We start from the raw sequence: 19,366 nt of genomic DNA, 5'->3' as shown, positions 1-19,366 counted from the left end.
CATTGTCTGCGGAGTCGCGAGGAAGCGCGCACAGAGCACAAAGGAATAAATCTGGCGAAGGATTTGTGATCTTGGTCAAACTGTTCTTCCGGAGTTCCCGCAAAGGCGTTACTGGAGCCGTAGCTGTCCACGGTAATGCCACTGCCTACTGCGACACCGCCGGGTATTAGCCGCTCCAATTGGACACGAGCGGGGTGCTCCTTAGCGGCGCCAATCAGGCCGGGCGTGCCGGCGCCGCGCGAGAAATGAAATTCATGAATAATGCGCTCTGCCACATGTCGAATGAATACGGAGCAGTCAAAAGCCATGGACAATTTCCGCAATGATCGGAAGAGCAAATGGCAGGACTGGCCTTAACCCACTTTCGAAAAGCGCTTGGAGAAAACAACCGGTTAGGCGCTAGATGGCGGAGAGGGAGGGACTCTCCCCCGCGTATGCGAAAAACCCAATAAATACAAGTTTATCTGTGTTCTTGGGCGTTCCTTGAGCCGTCGGTTCTACACCGAGGGTCTACACCAATGGGAACGACGAGAATGCCCACGCCCTTCCGGCCCAAAAAGGCGAGCGGCCACGAACAGAATGTCTACTGGATCCGGAAGAAGGTTCCCGCCCGTTACCGGGCCCTGGTCGGCAAGACCGAGGTCTGGCGGTCGCTGAAGACCACAGACCGACGGACCGCCAACGCCCGGATCGCGGTCGCCTCGGTCGAGCTCGAACGGGAATGGGAAGTTCTGGCGCTGGAAGCCAGGCGGGGACCGAAGGCCCCCAAGGCGGGTTTGGCGCATCAGGACCTGTTCGCGATCCAGCGCGAGACGCACATCCGGATCCGCGACGCCCACATCGCCGAGCCCGGCACGGGGTTCGGCGCCCTGAGGTGGCTCGCCCTCACGGAAGACGACGATGACCCGGGGGTCGAAGAGGCGCTCGACGGCTGGGCGCGCGAGATCCTGACCCGTGAACTCGGAGAGCCGCCTGCGGAGGCGCAGGTCGAAAAGTTGAAGCCTCTGCTCGCCGATGCGAGGAAGGGCGCCTACGGCGACGTCTTCCGCGCCTCGAAGGGCGACTACAAGGAAAACGGAAAACTCGGCGAACTGCCCAAGACGAGGACGAAACCGAAGGTCGACATCATGGAGGCCTTCGAACTCTACTGCAGCCAGCCTCGGATCAAGGGCGGCCTCGACGGGCCGACGGCCAAGCGCTGGCGGCCGGTCATCGAACGCTTCATCGAGTGGATCAAGCACCGGGACCTCGCGCGGGTGACGCCGCAGGACGCCGTGCGCTGGCGCGATTACATGATCTCCCAGGGCATCGCTCCCAAAGCCGTCCGCGATGTCTGGCTGGCGGCGCCGCGGTCGGTGGCCACCCACATGCTCAATGCGCTGCGGCTCGAGATCAATCCGTTCGCCGGGATCAAGGTCGAGGGCGTCAAGGCCTGGAAGGAGGACGACGAGCGCGGCTTCGATCCGGAGCAGGCGCTGACGATCCTGTCGGCAACCGTCGCGACACCGTCGCATCTGATCTCCGCCGAAATGAAGGCGGCCAGGCGTTGGGTGCCCTGGATCTGCGCCTACACCGGCGCCCGCGTCAACGAAATCACCTCGCTTTTGCCGTCCGACGTCCAGCAGATTCTCGGTCATTGGTGCTTCGTGCTGAGACCCGAGCTCACGAAAGGCAAGCGGCTTCGCCGCGTGCCGGTCCATAAGCATCTGCTCGACCAGAAGTTCATCGCCTACGTCGAGCAGCGCCGCAAGCTCGGCAAGCCGCTGTTCTATGATCCGGTCCGCGCCCGCGGCGGAAAGGGAGCCAATCCCCAATGGCACAAGGTCGCCGAGCGGTTGGGAGAGTGGGTGCGCGATACGCTCAAGATCACCGACGTGCAGCCCAACCACGGCTGGCGCCATCTCTGGCGCGAGATCGTACGCGGCACGAAGATGAAGCCTGAGTTGTGCGACTACATGTGCGGCCACGAAAGCAAGAGCGGCACCGGGGCGCGGTACGGCAAACGCAAGGTGCCGGTGCTTGCGAAGGAGATGGCCCTCTTCCCGAGATTCAAGGTCCCCGCCTTGAACCGGCCGCCGGCGCCTCTCAAGCGCACGCGACGCTCGCCTCAGCAGATCGCCGCGGACAAGGACGACCGGGCCGCCCGGCGCACGGCCGCTTGACGGACTCGCGACGAAGCCGTGCTTGGCGAGGCGACCCGCGACACCGCGGCGCTTCCGGCGGAGGAGCGCGCGGGTCGGCGGAAGGTCGAAAAGGGCCAGCAGGCGCCGTTCGATGTCTGCGGGCTTGGACAACAAGACTCGGATCAGATGACCTTTGGCGCTTGCTGCGCTGGAAGGTAGACCTTCGAAGTGAAGTTGGAGACGGAATAAGTCCGAGACCCGATAATCGCAGCGATCAAAAGATTGCCGCGGCGGGACGTTACAGAAATCGGAGTGTCAAATGAGAGTTCTGGTTATTGATCCATACCGGCGCGATGTCTTCGAAAGGGACGTCCCGAAATCCTTGAAGGGGATTCAGGACGTCGTCCATGGCTGCATCCAGTATGTCACCCAGTTTCCCAACGGGGATATATTGTACGTCAACGAGGACGCGGTGGGTCGGTTCGACGCTTATTTTGGACTCGGCAAGGGCGAAACTTTTCCTGGATTTGGCGTGATTGTCGGAAGTTCGGGTCCAGAAAACGACGAGGGCCCGGCGCACTCTACTGTGGACGAGCTGAAGGCTCGCATCCGGTACTTCGCTCCGATCGTTGGCGTGGCAGACTGCCGGTTCGAAGTGGGCAAACCGACCGGTCTTGTCGTGCCTGCAGGCGGAACGAGCGGCGGATCCGCGATCCTAATAGGAGGACACGTTTCGCCGCAAAGCATGATGATGGTTGCTGAACTGCCAAACCCAAGCGTTCGAGAAGTCGAGATCTTCGAGACAGGCCAGGTTCAGATCGCGGTCGCACGGGAGGAGAGCGCAACGATCTTGACCTGGCGCATCGTCCGGCCGGCAGACGGCAAATGTCTTTGGTTCGAGACCCCATTTCATATCGGGCTCCAGGAGGCTGGAACGAGATACCTGTTGCCTCGCGAAACTGCCGAGCACGGAAGAACGGTGCGCATGGTTCTGCAAGACGAGCGCGCCAACTGCCGCGCAAGCCGAACCTGCGTCATAGCCCACGAAGCTAGTCATACCATTGAGGAGGCTGTGGTCGATCAGGCCATCAACGCGGCTACCGATCCCGGTTTTCAGGCCTCCTACGAGGCCGCGCTGCAGCGATACTTCGCCGATACGCCTTCGCCGAGTGCAGGTTTTGAGCAGGCATCCAGTTGCCTACCGAGCCCCTAACTTTCTTCTTCGATGCACCGACAATACTAACGGGCAAGGAGGACATCTGGTTACGTTTGGCTCTCATCAGATTCGGTCCCGCAGACGGGCCCGGCAAGCACGGCGACGGCCCGAGTTCAGGTTCCGAATGCAAGAACATCAGCGAAGGCGACCCGCCAAGCTTGACAGAATGTATCCGCACTGGAATCAATTATAGGTAGATTTTTTGGCGGAGGCATCCATGCCTGCGAGAACGCCGCTTTTTATTTCTTTCATTCTTTTCGTTCTGACGAATGCAGCAGCAGCACAGGGACTTCAGGTCATCGGAAACGGGCCGCAAGGTCCGATATGCGCGGGCCCGTTGGGGCCTGGCCCGTGCGCGCAGGTCCAACAATGGATCATGACGCACCCCATGCCCCCGCCGGCCATCATGCCTCTTCCCGGCCCAATGGTTGCGCCACTTCCTCCCCCGCCGCCGATGCCTCCGCCGGTCGCCTCCTTCCAGCCCCCTCCGGGCGGTCCAGCCGGTCCCGGCATCACGCCGCTCCGGCCGGGCGCGTCGTCGCAAGAAATCGCCGTCGCCTGCGCTCAAGCTCGCGGGGCCAATGTCGCCGGCTTCGTGGAATGCACGGGAGCTCAAGTCATCCTACAGCAACGCGACCACTCGGTCCTCGATTGCGCGGTTTCGTCGAGGACACAGGCGGATTTCGCGCAGTGTGCCGCAGCGAAGGCGGGCATCACGCTGAACAGCGACCAACGCATCCTGGCGAATTGCGCCATGAAATCCGGCGGCGAAGAGGATGACTTCATTTCATGCGCCAGCTCCATCGTCGGAAACCATCTGACGCCGCAGCAGAGGCAACTTCTGGATTGTGCTTCCGACGCCAACGACACGTCGGAGTTCGCGACCTGTGCCGCCAAGAACTTCATCGGCTCGAGATTGACGAAGGAACAGGCCGTCGCCGTCGAATGCGCGGCGGATTCGGGGGCGGACTTCCAGCAATTCGCCACATGCGCCGGCACCCGATATTTGAATATGAGCCTCAATCCGGAACAACAGATCGCTGTCCAATGCGTCGTGACGACGGGCGGTCAGCCTTATGCGGCGGGCGGATGCATGGTCAGCCGATGGACCGCCAGGGAATTGCAGAAGTGCTTCCAGCACGGATTCGGTGGCAGTGACGGCTGCTTCGGAGACAACAATGACCTGGTCGGAAGGAACGGTTGGGTCGCACGTACGTTCGGCCAGATCGCGGGCGGGCCCAATTCGGTAGTTCACAATCCCGCCCAGATATTCGGCGGGCCGAACTCGGTATTCAACAATCCCTCCCAACTCGCCGGTGGTCCGAACTCCATCATCAACAACCCGCGGCAGATATTCGGTGGACCGAATTCGGTCATCAACAATCCAGGCCAACTTACTGGCGGACCGAATTCCGTGATCAACAATCCGGGTCAGCTTACTGGCGGACCGAATTCCGTGATCAACAATCCGGGCCAGCTTACGGGCGGCCCCAACTCCGTGATCAACAATCCGGGTCAATTGATACCCAAGATCAAATTCTGACGAGCCAAACGGGGCGCACGCGTCTTCGGCAGACCGCACCCCGCCCGCCGAGGACGCTTGCGGCTCGATCGGCGAGTTCGTTGCGATTACTCGCAGCCGCCCAGCGCCGCGCCCGGCGTGGAGCCGACACGCCTCTGTCTTGTGCCGATCGTCATGTCGATCCAACCGCGCCGCTGGTCGTAGATGGGCCCGCTGACGAGGCTGTAGTCGAAGCTCATCGACTTCTTGTCCGGCGAGATGACCGGCGTCGGAAACTGGAGGCTGGGCGGGTTCAGGCTTTCGTGCCCTACTCCCTCGATCTCCTCGATGACGAATCCGTCACGCGCCGGGATGACGTCGTGGTAGGATCTCACGGTATCGGTCAGCGCATGATCCTCTTGAGTCCGGGAGAGAGCATCCGAGACATGAATGATATCTGACGTTTGGGTAGGCTCCCGAGCGGCGGTCGAAGATACGTCCGGGGGAAGGATCCCGCTTATCGAGAGCACCGGCACCGCGAATTTGATGCCGTTGACGGGTTGCCCTTCGCGGCTCGTGATCGCGCCGTAGACTATCCCGATCACGCATCCGCGCGCATCGACGACCGGGCCACCACTGTTGCCCTTATCGACGAGTGCGTTCGTGGTTATGGCATCTTGCGCCACCGCCCCGACCCGTCCATCCAGAAAGTGCGCATCCGGGAGACCCAGCGGATAACCGAGCACGAAGAGCAGCTCGCCCACCTTCGCCGGGCTCCGCCTCAACGGGAGTACCGTGAGGGCCGGAGGCGGCGTGACGAACCGCAGCAGGGCGACGTCGTAGGAATCGCTCCGCTTGACCAGTTCGAGCCGCGAAGGCTTCGCGTCTGCCGTCGCGGGCCCCAACGTCCCACCCAGGATCAAGGTCTTGTATTTCGCATCGTCCGGAATCACGTGGCTCGCCGTCAGCACGTAGCCGCTCCGGCTGATGACAAAGCCCGTCCCGTCCTCGCCGTCCATGGAACCATCGGCCGTCACGCCGACCGCGTGAATGCGAACGACGCCGGGTGCCTCCGTCGAATAGATCGCAGGCCCCGTATCGCCGTTCTGCTGGGCCGACGCCGCCTGCGTCAGGCAGAGGACAGCGGTGGCGGCAAGCCAGCCGAACCGATCGCTTCGACGAGCCGCGCGTCCCCTACCGCCTCGCTCCGACATGGGCGCGCCTACTTGAGCAAGCTGGCGAACGACGCGGCATCACCGTCGAAGACATCGGCGTCGACCGCGTGACCCGGAGGTAGGCCTCCCTTTTCGGCCGTCGCCGTGAAGCTGAACTGCCAAAGATGCCATTTATCCTTGTAGTTGTACGGTGCTTCGACCTTCAGTCCCTTCGAGGACAAATCGCTGATCCAAACCCGATATTGAGACAGCGACTGCTCGATCGTACCGGCCTTGCCAATGCGTTCCCTCCACCAGAGCGCGTTCGTGTACACGATCGGCACCTTCTTCGTCTGCGTCTGAACCGCTTTCAGCCACGCGAGAACACGGCCAAGGATCACGCTCCCGTCGGTACCTTCCCAAAAATCCTTCGCCTTTCCATCGGGTCCGAGAATGAGCTTCCCCGATGCGTCGGTGCGAACGTCCCATTCCACGTCCAGCGAAGGCGTGAGATCGTCCTTGCCCAACTTCGAACCGACGACATCGAGGAAGTTCTTCGCCTGGTCCTCGCCGGATCCGTCGGCGGAAAGGAAGTGAAAGGCGCCCACGTCGACCTTTTTACCGGCCGGAAGCGCCCGAATGCCCTCGAGATTGGGTTCGAACGAGCGGTCGTAGTAGCTGACGCCCTGCGTGGCCTTGAGATAGGCAAACGCGACCTTCTGATCGGCGAGCAAGGCCCAATCGACCTTGCACTTACATTTGTCGGTCAAGTGATGCGAAATATCGATGCCGAAGATCTGGTTCGAGCGCGGATCCTCGTCGAGCACGGGATTGCGCCACAGGGCGTCGTGGGCGAAGCGGAAATTGGCCCGAAAGGCGAACTGGCTGAACTCTCCGGGCGGGGTCTGCGCTTCGACGATCTGTCCCATGAGTTCGAAGAGCTCGCCGCGCGACGCGTCGGTGGTCAGCGGCGTCTTCGCTTCCTGAGCCGACGCAATCGGCGCGCCGATGCCGAAAAGGACCGAAAATACGACGATGAACGTACGGGTCCGCCCGTGCGGACGATGAAAATCCATAAACACGATTGCTTCCCTCTGAAATGAGGTTGTATCGTACTTAAAATGCAACGGGCGGGCAACGTGCAGGCCGGGTTTTTTCGCCGGAACGCCGAAACCGGCACGATCGCGCAGCGCGCGACTTCCCTATTCGCTTCTGAACGCTACGACTTTGCCGCTCTCGGCATCCCTTCCACTTGCCAGGAAGGCTTCGTCCTTGTCGAGATGAGCGCCGCTGCAGACCTCGCTCTTCGGGCCACGCCTGTAGCTGAACAACGCATCCCGCCCGTAGACCTGATGGTGACAGTTGCCGATGAGCAGGCTGTTGATCCCGGCGACCGTCTCCTTGTCGGCCGGGACGACGCTCTCCTCGCCCTCGAAACGACCGAGGAGCGCGAGTCTCTGCGATAGCGGGAAAATCACCTCGGTGCCGGGCACGGCGAAGCCCGGAGAGGTCTCGCCGTGATCCTGGCCATCCATCCATCTCAAGCAGACCGGATGATCGCTTGTGACGAAGCCTCCCGAGTCGTCGGCGGCGACCAGCATCTGCCATTTCCTGCCTTCGTAGAGCTTCACAAGGGGATCGTGCCACTCGAGCTCGACCAGAATGTTGAACTCCTTTGCCGGCGCCGGAGGCTTGAACAATTCCGGCTCCTTTTCGAACCACCCTTTCATTTCCTCATACGCCGGCGCAGGAAGTCCTTCCGCTTCCATCGCGGCGACGAACTCCGCATACCTCTCCTTCGTCTCCAAACCCGCGCCCGCTGCGAGTTGGCCCGCGCCGCGGTAGATCTCGCCGACCGCAGCCCGCTGCTTCGGATTGCGCAACGTGACGGAAGCGATGAGATTCATGATCGCGTTGCGATCGCTTTCGTCTCCCAGCGAACGGGTCGATATGACCTTTTCGAGAACCGGAGCGATCTTGCCTTCCAGTTCGGAGAGAGCCTCCTCGACCGCGAACGGATTGACCCCACCGATCGTGACCAGATTGAAATAGAGTTCGCCGGCGACCTTGTTCGTGGGCACGCGGAAGAACTTGGCGCGCGGACGATCGACGACATAGAGTTGCTTTCTCTCGTTCACGAAGCCGCGCAGATAATACTGCGGCACATAGTGCTGTATCTTTGCGTTTGCCTCCCTAGCCATCGTGAGCCTTCCGTTCCAGGCGCCGCGAGCCGTCCCTTCTTCCCGTTGTCGGCAGAGCGGTGGTCTCTTGACGACGAGAACCGCATCGCCGCAGCGGGTCAGGCTCCTAGAATGGCGCCGTAGAACTTCGCGAATTGCTCGTCTTTCGCTCGAAGGGCCGATATGTCCAGCCTCTCGGCGACCTGGCGGGCCGTTTCGATGCGCGATTGCGCCGATCGCTTGCGCGACGCGCTCGGATCGACGTCAAGCCACACTTCGATCGACGGGTTGGGGACGATGGAGATCCAATCGGCGAATTGGAGGCCCTTCTGCAGCAACTCGGTCGTCCGGGCCACATCGTTGTCTCCGTCTAACACGATCAGCATCCTGGTCTGCGGACGAAGCGAGCTATGGACCGCATTGGCCACGCTGGGGATGGTCACCTTGCCCATCGCGACGACGATTTTGATCGAACGGCTCGAGCCTTCGTCGCGCAGTATGCGTTCGGCCAAGGTCGCGAGCACGACGCGGTCCGTCTCGCCTTCGCAAACGATCAGAAGGTCGGTGGCGGGGACCTCGGTGGGCCGCGGTCTCGGAGCGCCGCCCGAGGCCTGATCGAAAGGCAGGTCGTCGATTTCGACGACCTGCGATTTCTCGGCCGTGACAAGCTCACCTTCGGTCGGGAAATAGATGACGCCTTCCTCGGCCGCCTTGCGGAGCTTGAGCTTCAAGATATTCGCGAAGCCGCTCCTACGGTTGATCGCCGCGTCCATGTCGCGGCGGTCGAACAGGACGATATTGAGAGCCTTGCCCAGGACCAGGGCATCCACGGCCTGCTCCGCGTATCCGGACATGGAAATGAACAACCCGATCGTACCGGCGAGCTTACCGTCGACCTTGCCTTTGAACTGATAAAGGGTCGATGCCGGCAATGGCTCCGCGTGCCACTTGGCCTCGACAAGATAGATGCGACCATCGAGATGAATCGAGCCGTCGATCTGCTCGCCGTCCGGCTTGAAACTGGTCCGCGGGTCGAGACGTTCGACCAAGAATAGCGCATTCAACAAACGTTCGAAATCGTAGCCACGGCGCTGCTTGGCGGCGCGATCGGCATCCGGAGGCAGACGTGCGAGCCTTCCGTATTCTTCCTTGATCTCGCCCAAGCCGGTCATCGTCCGAGTAAGCTCCGATCGACGGTGGTCGCAACTCCCCCGGGATGGGCGCAGCGCCTTCCGCAAGAATGATGCTGCCGCCTCATCTGGTGCGCTCTTCGGTAACCGCTTCGAGCTCCGCGACGCGCTGCAGGGCGCCGCGCGACCACCGCTTGAAGTCCTCCGGCTCCCGTTTGGAGCGTTCGTATCCTTCGTTTTGATCGGCCAGATCCCGCAGCGTCGTCACGATGGCCGCGGCTTTCGTGTCGGCGGCATCGGCTCCCACCTCCACATACGCGGCCAACGCCCGCAATCCTTCGATGGCGATCGGAATGCCGTCGGTGTTGTAAGTGGCGTTGGCCGCAATGCGAAGCTCGCCGAGAGCCTCCCGCCAGCTCGCCACCGCGGCCCTTTGGCGGTCGTTCCGGACCGATCGGCGCACCAGGGCGTCGGCCAGAAGGTGTAGCTTCTCGGGCGCCTGATCGAGGAGTCGGTCGATGAGCGGCATCGCAACCTGGGTGGGCGACCGGGCGATGGTCCGTGCGTCGGCGGCGACCGTCGTGATCCGGCCGGGCCTGAAACCGCAAGCCACGCCAATCTCCCGTTGCAGAAGCCTGAGCTCCGCGACGTTGATCGGCCACCAGCGCGCGAACTCCTGCGCCCGGTAGAACGCGATCGCATCCACCACGATCGCACCGCCGTCTCCGGTGCGACGACGAAATTCGACGAGGCAGAACGAGGCAAACTCTTCCTTTGCCGGTGCCGGGCTGAAGTCCCTGAACGGATCGACGAGCACGGCGACCGCCCGCGTACTCTCCTTCTCCTTCAGCAGATCGATGATGCGCTTGATCTGATCGATCTTCCCGCCGTATCGGCGCAGACGCGCGCCGTGAATGTAGGGAATCCGGTGCTCGAGTTGAGACCGGTCCCGTTGCCACCAATCCACCAGATCGCGGAGCCACTCGCCGCGCTCATCGTCCCCCATCGCCTCGGGAAGCGGATATCCCGCCGGCAACGGCAATTTCGAACCGTCGTCGTCCGGTAGTTCGAGATGGACGATCAAAATGCCCCGAGACGCATCCGAGCTCGCGGCGGCGCAGGCTCTTACGTACACCTCGTCGATGTCGGACCCTTCGACGGTGATTGGCGCGGTCGGAACGACGGCCACCGGGTCCGCGGATCTGCTCTTCTGGATCCAGAGACGTCGCACGATGGGCTGGCCCGGCTGCCACTTCGCGCCGGCGCGCGGCAACGGGAGCGGTCGGATCGTGACTTCCGGCGTGTGGGGTACGCCTTCGACCGTAAGGAGCCGCATCGCTTCCTTTTCGCGCCCCGCGTCGAACGTGGCGCCCGAGACGACCAAGGTGCGACGGGCTTCCTCGCCGTCATAGTCGTAGATGTGGTCGAAGTAGGCCGCATATTCGTGTTTGTGACCGTGAACCACGACGTCCATGCCGCTATCCCGCAGGAAGGCCCGCACCTGTTCGAGGTTCGACATGTCCGCGAACGGCTTCAGCTCTTCCCGGAGCGAGGGCGAACGAAGGTGATGGTGCATCGCTGCCATCCGCAACTGACGGCCGCGGCTCGGGACCGCGGTGTCGGCAACGATCGCACGGAGCGTCTCGAGCTGCCGTTCCGACACGCGTGCCATGTCGTAGCGCGCCAGCGACTGAAGCTGGTCACGTAGCCGGGACGCGCGCTCGGCGTCGCCCTTCGCCATCTCGTCCGGAATCGCGTCCCAGACCTCCCTCAAAGGTTCGGGCAAAACCGAACTGACGTGCGACCAGTTGCTGGTGTTGATCGGAAAGATCGCCCAACTCCGGTCGGCGGCCAGCAGCCGGTGCCGGTCCATCCCGTCCCGAGGCAAGGGCCATGAGTCGATGCCGTCGAGCCAGGGCACGATACACCCCGCGTCGGACCACACCCGGCAGAAATCGGCGTAACGCTCCGCGCTTCCGGGCAGCGTGTCGCGAGGCACGTCGTGATTGCCGGGCGTGGCCACGATGCGTCCGGGCGTCACGCCGACCGGTCCGAGATGCTTCATCAGCAGTTCGAAGACCAGTTCGTGGCCGCCGGCCGCGCCTTGGTGCTGCGCGTCGCCGGAGAAGATCAGGGCATCCACAGGCCGCCCTTCTTCCTTGAGATTTTCCGCCAAACGCGCCAACAACTGGTCCAGGGCTTCCTCGCGCCGACCAGGCGCGACGCCCGGAATGACGACCTTCCGGTCGTCCCTCTCGAGGGGAACGCCGGCTTCGGAGACGTGAGCGTCGGTGAGATGAAGAAAAATCGCGCGATTTGACATCGATTCAACTATAGCAAGGCTGTCGAAGGACACACAACCGAAGGCGCGCCGAAAACCGATGTCCCGTCAAAGCGGAGATGCCGAGCGATGACCCCGACCGAAGAGGGCCCGACGTGAGCGGCGCGGTCGGCCCTTCGTTGCTCCGCCGCCAGGGATCGCTTTTCGAGGATGCCGACGCCCCCTTGGGGCTCGACGAATATCAGCAGTTCACGACCAGGACCGACCGGAACGCCAAGCCGGGCACCGAGGGCCTCGGATTCGTGCTGCTCGGGCTGTTCGGCGAGGTCGGCGGACTGCTCAGCGCGCTGAAGAAGAAGCAGCGGGACAAGGATGCCTTCGTCGCCTACCACGACGTCGTCCTCGAAGAGCTCGGGGATACCCTATGGTACTTCGCAAACGCCGCGCTGCGCGCGGAGCTACCGCTTTCGGTGATCGCGCAGCGGACGCCGGCCAAGCTCGACGACTGGGACTACCGCGGCAGGACGGGCGCGCTCACCTTCGTGGAGTTGCAGCCGCCGAACCAGGCGTTCGGCGGAGCGACCTTCTCCGGCGCCGTGGAGCACCGCCTGCTGGCCCTGGCGGGCAAGGTGGGGCGCCTGATGGAGGATTGGAGCAGCGGCCGCATCGCAGATAATCGGGACGTGCTGTCGGCGGATCTGGTCGAGATCTTCCGCGCTCTGCTCGCCGCCGCCGAGGACGCCGAAGTCAGCCTGGACGAAGCCGCGCGGCGAAACATCGTCAAGACGCTCGGCCGGTGGCCCGACAATGCCGATTGGGGGCCGCTTTTCGACGCTGACTATCCCGTCGAGGAGCAGCTTCCGCGGCGGCTCACGATGGTGTTCACCGAACGCACCGTCGACGGTCGGCCATACGTGGTCCAACAACTGAACGGGGTCAACGTCGGCAGCCGCCTCACCGACAATCGCCTGGAGCCCGACGACTACCGCTTCCATGACGTCTTCCATCTCGCATACGCCGCGATCCTCGGCTGGTCGCCGACCCTTCGCGCGCTTCTCAAGCTGAAGCGCAAGAGCAGGCCGGAAGTCGACGAGAACGAGGACGGCGCCCGCGCCATCATCGTCGAAGAAGGCATTTCGACCTGGATCTTCGGCCACGGCGTCCGAAACAACGATTTCCGCAACGTCGACAGCCTCGACTACGGGCTATTGAAGGCCGTCCACGAATTGGTACGCGGCTACGAAGTCGAGGCACGACCGCTTTGGCAGTGGGAACGCGCGATTCTCGGAGGTTTCCGAATTTTCAGGGAATTGAGATATCACCGTGGCGGCGCGGTCACCATCGACCTCGTCGAACGCACCATCGAATTCGAGGCTCCGAAGTGACCGATCATCGCCGCGCCGCCCAACGCTTCGTCCGTCGCCTCGCCGACAGCCAGTTCGACGACGTCTTTAACCCTTATTCCGACGCGTGCGGGGATCACGATGGGGCGAATGCGCCCGCGATCAGACGCCGCAATCTCACGCTGGTGCTCGAAGCCGCGCTGACCTCCGGGGTGGACTCCTTCTGGATCGCCCGCGACCTCGGTTACCGCGGCGGAAGGCGGACCGGACTGGCGCTGACCGACGAAGTGCACCTGCCCGCGCATGGCGGCTTGTACGGAGATCTTCCGTTGGCCCGCGCCACGCGCGGCCCGGTCGTCGCGGAGCGCACCGCGACCACGATCTGGCAGGTGCTCCGAAGCCTGGGTCGGCCGGTCTTCCTGTGGAACGTATTTCCGTTCCATCCCCATGAGGCCGACGATGCCATGTCCAACAGATGCCACACCCGTGCGGAGCGTCTGGCGTGCAGGCCGCTTCTGATCTGGTTGCTCGAGGCACTTCAGCCCAAGTCGCTCGTCGCCATAGGTCGTGACGCGCAGATCGCGCTCGACGATCTCGACATCCCCGCCCAGAAGGTCCGCCATCCGAGCTACGGCGGACAGGCGGAGTTCATTTCGGGCATGGAGGCGCACTACGGCATCAGCGCGGCGCCGCGAACGGCGCAGGCCTCTCTGTTCTAGGGCACCGGCGGAAGATCAGGCCGCGATCGTCGCCTCGTCCGCGAGCAGCGCGGCGCAATGCGCGTGCAGGGCCTTGAGCTCGTCGCGGCTCCCTCCGGCGGTGTCCACTTCCGCATGGGTGGACAGCACCGACAGGGGGCCGACACGGACGCCCGCTTCCGCCGCGACGAAGGACATCAGCCGTCCGAGCCCGATCAGGTTTCCCAGCAGCTTCTCGGTATAGTAGTGGTTCCGATAGACCGCCGACAGCAGCAGCCGGTGGTCCTTGTCGAGCTTGAAGCTCATGAAGCTGAGGCACTGCCCGCCCCGCGGCGACCCCTTCGCATCCTTCAGCGGATTGTAGATCGGGAGTTCGTAGATGTTGCGGTAGGTCGAGTCCTTGGCCACGTTGCGCTTCATCTTCTCCACCATGTCGTCGAGAAGATTGACCGGTCCGTCCTCGCCAGGGAACGCGATCATCCGCTCGAAGTAGCGTCCCCAATCCTTCGACGACCTCTTCAGCCGCGGAAAGACCTGCCGCATGTAGACGTCGTAGAATGCGGGAGCGCCGTGCCGGTCGTAGGTGGCCTGCGGAAAGATCGTGTTGGCGACCGTCCTGACCAGAAACCCACTGGCGCTGTGCTGTCCGAGATAGGCGTCGACCTGCCCCACGACCGCGGTCGCGGCCGAGGACATCGCGACCGGGTCGGCGACGTCGATCACGACGTGGTGGCCTTCGTGCTTGGAAAGCGCGTGCACGACGCGCGAAGCCTCCAGCCAGGCGGATGCACAATCAGGCTGCGATATTCGGGGCGGGAACATCCGCTACCTCCGTGAGTACGGCCACGCAAGTGATGCGCGGCGCGAGATAGGATCTGGGTAGCCAGGCGTGACCATGGAGCCCCCAATCGGTGCCCCAGCTGTTGCGAACCAGTATCGCGTCCTCCGCACCGATGCGGCCATAACCGACCGCGACCACGGCATGCCGCCGCACCGGATCGTCGCCGCCGACGCCGTCCACGACACCGGCGGCGTCCGGCATATAGAAGGGATCGGAGATGGTGAGCAGCACGACCGGCGTCTCGCCGGTGCGAAGGCGTCGCACGATCTCGTCGTAGTCTTGAGAACCCGTCTCGCCACGCCGGCGGAACACCTGCTTGACTGTCGGCGGCCCGTAGCCGCCGGGGTCTGCGGGCAATCCGCCCAGGTACGGCCACTCGCTCTCGAGCGGCTGGCCGTCGTGCTGCAACGCCTGCAGCATCGCCGGCAGGATCGCTCCGGAGGATGGCGGCCGACCGGCGCGGCGCTGCGCGTGATAGAACGCGAATTCGCAGGACAGCGGACGCCAAGGTCCGAGCAGTGCCGCATGGGCATCGCTCGCGGCGAAGGCGAGGCAGGTCGGCCTGGCGCCCTGATCGCGGGCCGGTCCGAAGTTCGCTCGCAGGTCGATCTCAGGTACGATATCGCTCACGCCGCCTTGGCCTCCAGATCCAGGCGGTGCTGCTTCCGCTGATCGCGATACCAGCCCTGCCGCTCGGCGCCCGACAGGTCGTATCGGACGGCGAAGGTGTTGAGAGGCACGCCGGGCTGCCACGGACGCGCTTCGGCCAGCCGCAACTCCCCCGCCCGCCGGTCCTGCGCGGCGGTCGTGATGAGCCGCATGCTAGGGCCGCCGATCTCGTCGACACCGATCGCCTCCCGACCGTCCGCCACCACGGCGAGCGCCTCGCCGTCGATGGCGTCGATCCGCCACAGATAGCCGGAACCGCTGTGCTCGGTGAGCTTCACCACGAAGAGGTCCTTGGGACCGCCGTCGAGGCGGCAATCGGCGTCGCGCTCGGTGACCAGCCAGACGTCGGTCTCGCGGAAGTCCGCGGGTTCGAACCCCTTGAGCAGGTGTTGCTTCACCGACTTGAGCTTGATGTCCGCCAAAGCGCGCGCGATCGCACGGTCAAAAACGCCGTACTGATGCATCGTCCAGACCGCCGCTTCGTAGCTGATCCCCACGCGCAGGGCGAGCTGGTAGGCGTTCGTCGGATCGGCGAGGTCCGAATCCGTCCAGTTCTGGCGCCCGCAATGCCAATCGAGCAGCCATCTCGGGAACAGAAAAGCCGCGGCGAAAGCCTCAGCCTCGGCCTCCTGCAGTTCCTCCCGCGAAGACGGACGGAGCTGCGCCCTGCGCAGGATGTTCTCGTCATCGAGGCTGGGCGAGTGTCCGAGATGGTGGTGGCCGAGTTCGTGGGCGGCTGTGTAGCGCTGCTGGCTCGAGGGGCGTTGCGTCGTCACCAGAATGCCGGGCGCCGGCTCGCGATAGTAGGCACCGAGCAATCCGTCGAGGCGGGTGAACATCAGCGGCACGCCGAGCCTGGCGATCGTGCCGTAGACGTCGACCCGCCCGTTGCCGTGCACGGTCTGGGCCTGGATCGCGAGATCCCGGTGAAGGCGCGCCGCCTCCAGCGATGCCTTGCGAAGCGAGCTTTCGTAACTCGCCATGCGTCAATCTCCGCTGTCCGACCGCGTCTTCAGGAACTCCGCAAAGCGGGCGAGTTCGTCGCGGTCCTTCGCCGACAGTTTCGCCGCGGCGCGCGCCAGATGGGCGACATCGGCCGGCAGCGAGGCCGCGGCCTCGTCCTCGCCGGTGAAGTAGCCGACGGGTTGCCTGAACAACTCGGCCAGGCGCTTCAATTCGATCGCCTCGACCTTGCGCTGGCCGTTCTCCATGTTCGTGACCGCCGTGCGCGTCACCTTGAGGAAGGCGGCGGCCTCGTCCTGGGAATAGCCGACGTATTCGCGGGCCTGGCGCAACCGTTCGCCCAGCCGTCGTCGCTCGGCTTCGTCGCTCATGTCTTCGCTCCGGTATGGTGCTCGCTCCACTTCTTCTCGACGCGGCCCGTCACATGCGCGACCGCGGCTTCGATCGAACCGTAGCCGCCGGCCTTCACCACGCTCTCGGTGACCTTGAAAGGAAGGATGTCGTCGAGGACCTGCAGCGTCTCGACGACAAGCTGCGAATCGATTTCGATGGGTTTGGCGACGACGCTGGCGTCGTCGGGCGGCAGCGGCAGACCCTTCCGTCTGTAGGTGCTGCGGATGGCGTTCAGAAGCTCGTCACGCATCAGGCTCGAGACTCCCGCTGCAGGATAGGCAGGCGCGACCTTGGTGGGTGAGGAACCGGCAGAGGTATCTGTCATGGCGATCTCCTTCCGAAAAACAATATAACATGCAATGTCCGAAAATCAAACATATATTGTCCGATTTAGGAGAGAGCTCTGATCATCGGCGTTGGGACGGACATCCACGAACTCGAACGCACCGCAGACGCGATAAAGCGACGCGGCATCAGGTATTTGGAGCGGCTGTTCACCGCAAACGAGATCGCCGCCGGGAAAAATCGCCGGGATGCCGCCGGCTTCTTCGCGCGCCGCTTCGCCGCCAAGGAGGCGTGCGCGAAGGCGCTCGGCACCGGCATCACCGGGCGCGTCGGCTGGCACGACATCGAAATCACGCGGGACGGGCCGGGTGCGCCCAAGATCGCCCTGTCCGGCGGCGCGCTGCGGCGGGCTTTTCGGCTCGCACCCAAAGGCACGGAAGTCGGCGCGCATGTCTCGCTCGCGACGGCCGGCGGCATGTGCGTCGCCATCGTGGTCATCGAGGCGACTTGGCCGGTTAAGCATGATTTGGCACCAAAAGTGACAAATCCGTCCGGACGTGGCAAGGGTCGCCGCGCACTCAAGAAGGGACAAAGCAGATGACGGCCCAGGTCGCCGCGGACAACTTGCCGGACCACGAAGCCATGGCGGAAGCGCTCTGCGCGACCGGGCAATACCGCGTTCTGCGGCGCCTCGTTCCGCGCTCGATCCTGCTGACGGACGACGGATCGCCGAAGCGAAACGGACTCTTGGTCGACGTCGAGACCACCGGCCTCGATCCGGACCGCGACGAGATCATCGAGTTGGCGATGGTGCCCTTCACGTACGGCATCGACGGCCGCATCTTCCGGATCGGCGACGCGTTCGATCGGCTCCGTCAGCCCGCTTGCGCGATACCCGTCGAGATCACCGCCCTCACCGGAATCAGCGAAGAAAACGTGGCAGGCAAGCACGTCGAACCGTCCGAGGTCGCGGCCTTCGCCGAGCCGGCCGATCTGGTCGTGGCCCACAACGCCTCGTTCGACCGGCGCTTTCTGGAACGTTTCAGCGAAGCATTCGCGGGCAAGGCCTGGGCCTGCTCGATGAGCCAGGTCGACTGGGCCAGCGAAGGATTCGAAGGCACGAAGCTGGGCTATCTCGCCATGGGCGCCGGGTTCTTCTACGACCGGCATCGCGCCGCTTCCGACTGCCTCGCGGCGATCGAACTGCTCGCCGCACCGCTGCCGAAGACGGGGCGGACCGGGTTGAGCCATCTCCTGCAGGCAGCCCGGCGGCCGACATGGCGGATCTGGGCCGAAAACTCTCCGTTCGCGGTCAAAGACCAGCTCAAGGCGCGCGGATATCGCTGGAACGGGGACGGCGGCGCGAGCCCGAAGTCGTGGTACGTCGACCGCGATCAGGAAGCCGTGGAGCCGGAGCTGGCCTTTCTCCGGCAAGAGATTTTTCGGCGCGAGATCGAGCTGCCCATGCGGCGCATCACCGCCTTCGAGCGCTTTTCCGATCGGATCTAGAAATTCGCGCGGCCGTCCGTCCTTCGGCGACGGACGTCGGCGGGAAGACGTCGATCACTGGGTAAGCACGTCGTATCTGGCGGTCCGGTCGGGGACGGGGGGCCCCTTCGGTTCGACCAACACGTCTACCCCGCCGTCCGAGGTCACCCTCAGGACGCCTATCGACGGCGCGCCGAAGCGGCCGAGCAGATCGACGGCGCGCGCCACCGAAGCGTCTGGCGTCGAGGGAGAGAACGCGAGGTCGAAGCGCGGGTAGAACGTCGCCAGCACCAGATAGGACGGAAAAACCCCTTCGAAGTACCGAAGCTCGCTTTCCTCCTGCCCATCCAGAATGAACAGTTCGACACCGCCCAGCCGCCGGACCGGGGTGCCCGCCGCGACAATTTCGAATCCTTGGTGCGACGTGTAGAAGCGCGTGCCCGGACGACGACGCAGCGCGACGTCGGGCGCCCAGAGCTCGGCCGCGCGCGCCTCCAGAGCCTGCAGCATGAAGCCGGCCTTGAGCTCGCGGCTGCGCACGACGGCGAAACCCCGGGCCACGCTTTGCGGCGAGGGAGCCTTGCGCTTCGGCTCCGGCTCCTTCTCCGGTTCGGCCGCCACCGGGATTTTTGCCAAGCGGCCGCGCAGCGCTTCCAAGGTCACCGCGCCCGCCTTCAGATCCATCAGGGCGGTCATCCCCTTTTCCGGATCGAGATCGTAGATCCTCGCCGCGACCTCCGCCGCATTGAACACCCGGGAGAGCAGCGCATCGCGGGTGAGACCTTCGGAAGCGGCGATCGCGCGGAGCCGGTTCAGCAGCACGACGTAGCGGCGCAGGACCCCGCCCGACAGGCGGCTCGCCTCGCTGGCCGCGGTCCGGAGGGCGGGAAGGTCGGCATCGGCGGCCGTCGCGAGCGCCTGGGAATAGAGCTCTCCGAGCACGAACCACGGCTGACCGCCGTCCCGAGCGGCAGTGAGCTCATCCCGGAACTCTTCGAAATTTTTACCGGGCGTTAACGGTGTTGGCGCGGGCACAGCCCCTCCAGTTGACTCTTAGCACATCAATAATCTATCATTCTAATTTAGCAGATGCATATTGCA

19 protein-coding genes are annotated in these 19,366 nt (G+C 63.9%); 7 read left to right on the top strand and 12 right to left on the bottom strand.

Features of this window, described 5'->3' with window-relative positions; all coding sequences use genetic code 11:
• Positions 1–308 (bottom strand): hypothetical protein (locus Q0L57_RS05365; RefSeq protein ID WP_296739120.1); only part of this gene is annotated, 308 nt, incomplete at its 3' end.
• Between the two features lie 225 nt (positions 309–533).
• Between Q0L57_RS05365 and Q0L57_RS05360 the strand changes: the two genes are divergently transcribed.
• From Q0L57_RS05360 to Q0L57_RS05350, 3 genes are all read left to right on the top strand, one after another.
• Positions 534–2,162, top strand: coding sequence for a DUF6538 domain-containing protein (locus Q0L57_RS05360; RefSeq protein WP_296739119.1), 1,629 nt, complete (start codon positions 534–536; stop codon positions 2,160–2,162).
• 280 nt (positions 2,163–2,442) lie between these two features.
• Complete coding sequence (locus tag Q0L57_RS05355) at positions 2,443–3,336, top strand: hypothetical protein (protein WP_296739116.1); 894 nt, start codon at positions 2,443–2,445, stop codon at positions 3,334–3,336.
• Positions 3,337–3,556: 220 nt separating this feature from the next.
• Positions 3,557–4,882 (top strand): hypothetical protein, encoded by a 1,326-nt coding sequence (locus Q0L57_RS05350; RefSeq protein ID WP_296739114.1) that lies wholly within the window; start codon positions 3,557–3,559, stop codon positions 4,880–4,882.
• 86 nt (positions 4,883–4,968) lie between these two features.
• Here Q0L57_RS05350 and Q0L57_RS05345 read toward each other — a convergent pair whose 3' ends face one another.
• From Q0L57_RS05345 to Q0L57_RS05325, 5 genes are all read right to left on the bottom strand, one after another.
• A complete protein-coding gene (locus tag Q0L57_RS05345; RefSeq protein ID WP_296739111.1) occupies positions 4,969–6,054 on the bottom strand; it encodes a serine protease in 1,086 nt (361 codons plus the stop codon).
• Positions 6,055–6,062: 8 nt separating this feature from the next.
• Positions 6,063–7,121, bottom strand: coding sequence for a GH25 family lysozyme (locus Q0L57_RS05340; protein WP_296739108.1), 1,059 nt, complete (start codon positions 7,119–7,121; stop codon positions 6,063–6,065).
• 75 nt (positions 7,122–7,196) lie between these two features.
• Positions 7,197–8,195: a DUF4238 domain-containing protein gene (locus Q0L57_RS05335; protein ID WP_296739105.1), complete on the bottom strand. Its 999-nt coding sequence runs from the start codon at positions 8,193–8,195 to the stop codon at positions 7,197–7,199.
• Between the two features lie 98 nt (positions 8,196–8,293).
• On the bottom strand, positions 8,294–9,337 hold the full coding sequence (locus Q0L57_RS05330; RefSeq protein WP_296739102.1) for a TOPRIM nucleotidyl transferase/hydrolase domain-containing protein: 1,044 nt from the start codon (positions 9,335–9,337) through the stop codon (positions 8,294–8,296).
• A 91-nt stretch (positions 9,338–9,428) separates the two neighbouring features.
• Positions 9,429–11,627 (bottom strand): metallophosphoesterase, encoded by a 2,199-nt coding sequence (locus Q0L57_RS05325; protein WP_296739099.1) that lies wholly within the window; start codon positions 11,625–11,627, stop codon positions 9,429–9,431.
• A 113-nt stretch (positions 11,628–11,740) separates the two neighbouring features.
• Here Q0L57_RS05325 and Q0L57_RS05320 point away from each other — a divergent pair, with 113 nt between their 5' ends.
• Both Q0L57_RS05320 and Q0L57_RS05315 read left to right on the top strand, forming a co-directional pair.
• Entirely contained in the window at positions 11,741–12,970 is a 1,230-nt protein-coding gene (locus tag Q0L57_RS05320) for a nucleoside triphosphate pyrophosphohydrolase family protein (RefSeq protein ID WP_296739097.1), read from the top strand.
• Complete coding sequence (locus tag Q0L57_RS05315) at positions 12,967–13,647, top strand: uracil-DNA glycosylase (RefSeq protein ID WP_296739094.1); 681 nt, start codon at positions 12,967–12,969, stop codon at positions 13,645–13,647. Before Q0L57_RS05320 ends, Q0L57_RS05315 begins: the two co-directional genes overlap by 4 nt.
• A gap of 15 nt (positions 13,648–13,662) precedes the next feature.
• Here Q0L57_RS05315 and Q0L57_RS05310 read toward each other — a convergent pair whose 3' ends face one another.
• The 5 genes from Q0L57_RS05310 to Q0L57_RS05290 are packed head-to-tail and all read right to left on the bottom strand — an operon-like array spanning position 13,663 to position 16,817.
• On the bottom strand, positions 13,663–14,385 hold the full coding sequence (locus tag Q0L57_RS05310; RefSeq protein ID WP_296739091.1) for a hypothetical protein: 723 nt from the start codon (positions 14,383–14,385) through the stop codon (positions 13,663–13,665).
• A 34-nt stretch (positions 14,386–14,419) separates the two neighbouring features.
• Positions 14,420–15,097 carry a C1 family peptidase gene (locus tag Q0L57_RS05305; RefSeq protein WP_296739088.1) on the bottom strand — a complete coding sequence of 226 codons (678 nt, stop codon included), beginning with the start codon at positions 15,095–15,097 and terminating at the stop codon, positions 14,420–14,422.
• The gene (locus Q0L57_RS05300) at positions 15,094–16,119 is read right to left on the bottom strand and encodes a protease inhibitor I42 family protein (protein ID WP_296739085.1); all 1,026 of its coding nucleotides are present in this window, start codon (positions 16,117–16,119) and stop codon (positions 15,094–15,096) included. Before Q0L57_RS05300 ends, Q0L57_RS05305 begins: the two co-directional genes overlap by 4 nt.
• Before the next feature lie 3 nt (positions 16,120–16,122).
• Complete coding sequence (locus tag Q0L57_RS05295; RefSeq protein WP_172646891.1) at positions 16,123–16,470, bottom strand: helix-turn-helix transcriptional regulator; 348 nt, start codon at positions 16,468–16,470, stop codon at positions 16,123–16,125.
• Complete coding sequence (locus Q0L57_RS05290) at positions 16,467–16,817, bottom strand: hypothetical protein (protein ID WP_296739080.1); 351 nt, start codon at positions 16,815–16,817, stop codon at positions 16,467–16,469. The genes Q0L57_RS05295 and Q0L57_RS05290 overlap by 4 nt, the downstream gene beginning before the upstream one ends.
• Positions 16,818–16,895: 78 nt before the next feature.
• On the opposite strand from Q0L57_RS05290, the gene acpS reads away from it, so the two are divergent.
• Both acpS and Q0L57_RS05280 read left to right on the top strand, forming a co-directional pair.
• Complete coding sequence (acpS, locus tag Q0L57_RS05285; protein ID WP_366940871.1) at positions 16,896–17,378, top strand: holo-ACP synthase; 483 nt, start codon at positions 16,896–16,898, stop codon at positions 17,376–17,378.
• Positions 17,375–18,286 carry a 3'-5' exonuclease gene (locus Q0L57_RS05280; protein WP_296739078.1) on the top strand — a complete coding sequence of 304 codons (912 nt, stop codon included), beginning with the start codon at positions 17,375–17,377 and terminating at the stop codon, positions 18,284–18,286. The genes acpS and Q0L57_RS05280 overlap by 4 nt, the downstream gene beginning before the upstream one ends.
• A gap of 54 nt (positions 18,287–18,340) precedes the next feature.
• Here Q0L57_RS05280 and Q0L57_RS05275 read toward each other — a convergent pair whose 3' ends face one another.
• Positions 18,341–19,300, bottom strand: a complete 960-nt coding sequence (locus tag Q0L57_RS05275; protein ID WP_296739075.1) for a hypothetical protein — start codon at positions 19,298–19,300, stop codon at positions 18,341–18,343.
• Positions 19,301–19,366: the final 66 nt, after the last annotated feature.

Source organism: Mesorhizobium sp., assembly GCF_024509055.1.
In the GTDB taxonomy this organism is placed as follows: Bacteria; Pseudomonadota; Alphaproteobacteria; order Rhizobiales; family Rhizobiaceae; genus Mesorhizobium.
The sequence above is the reverse complement of the archived record's forward strand: the minus strand, read 5'-3'. Positions and strand labels throughout refer to the sequence as shown.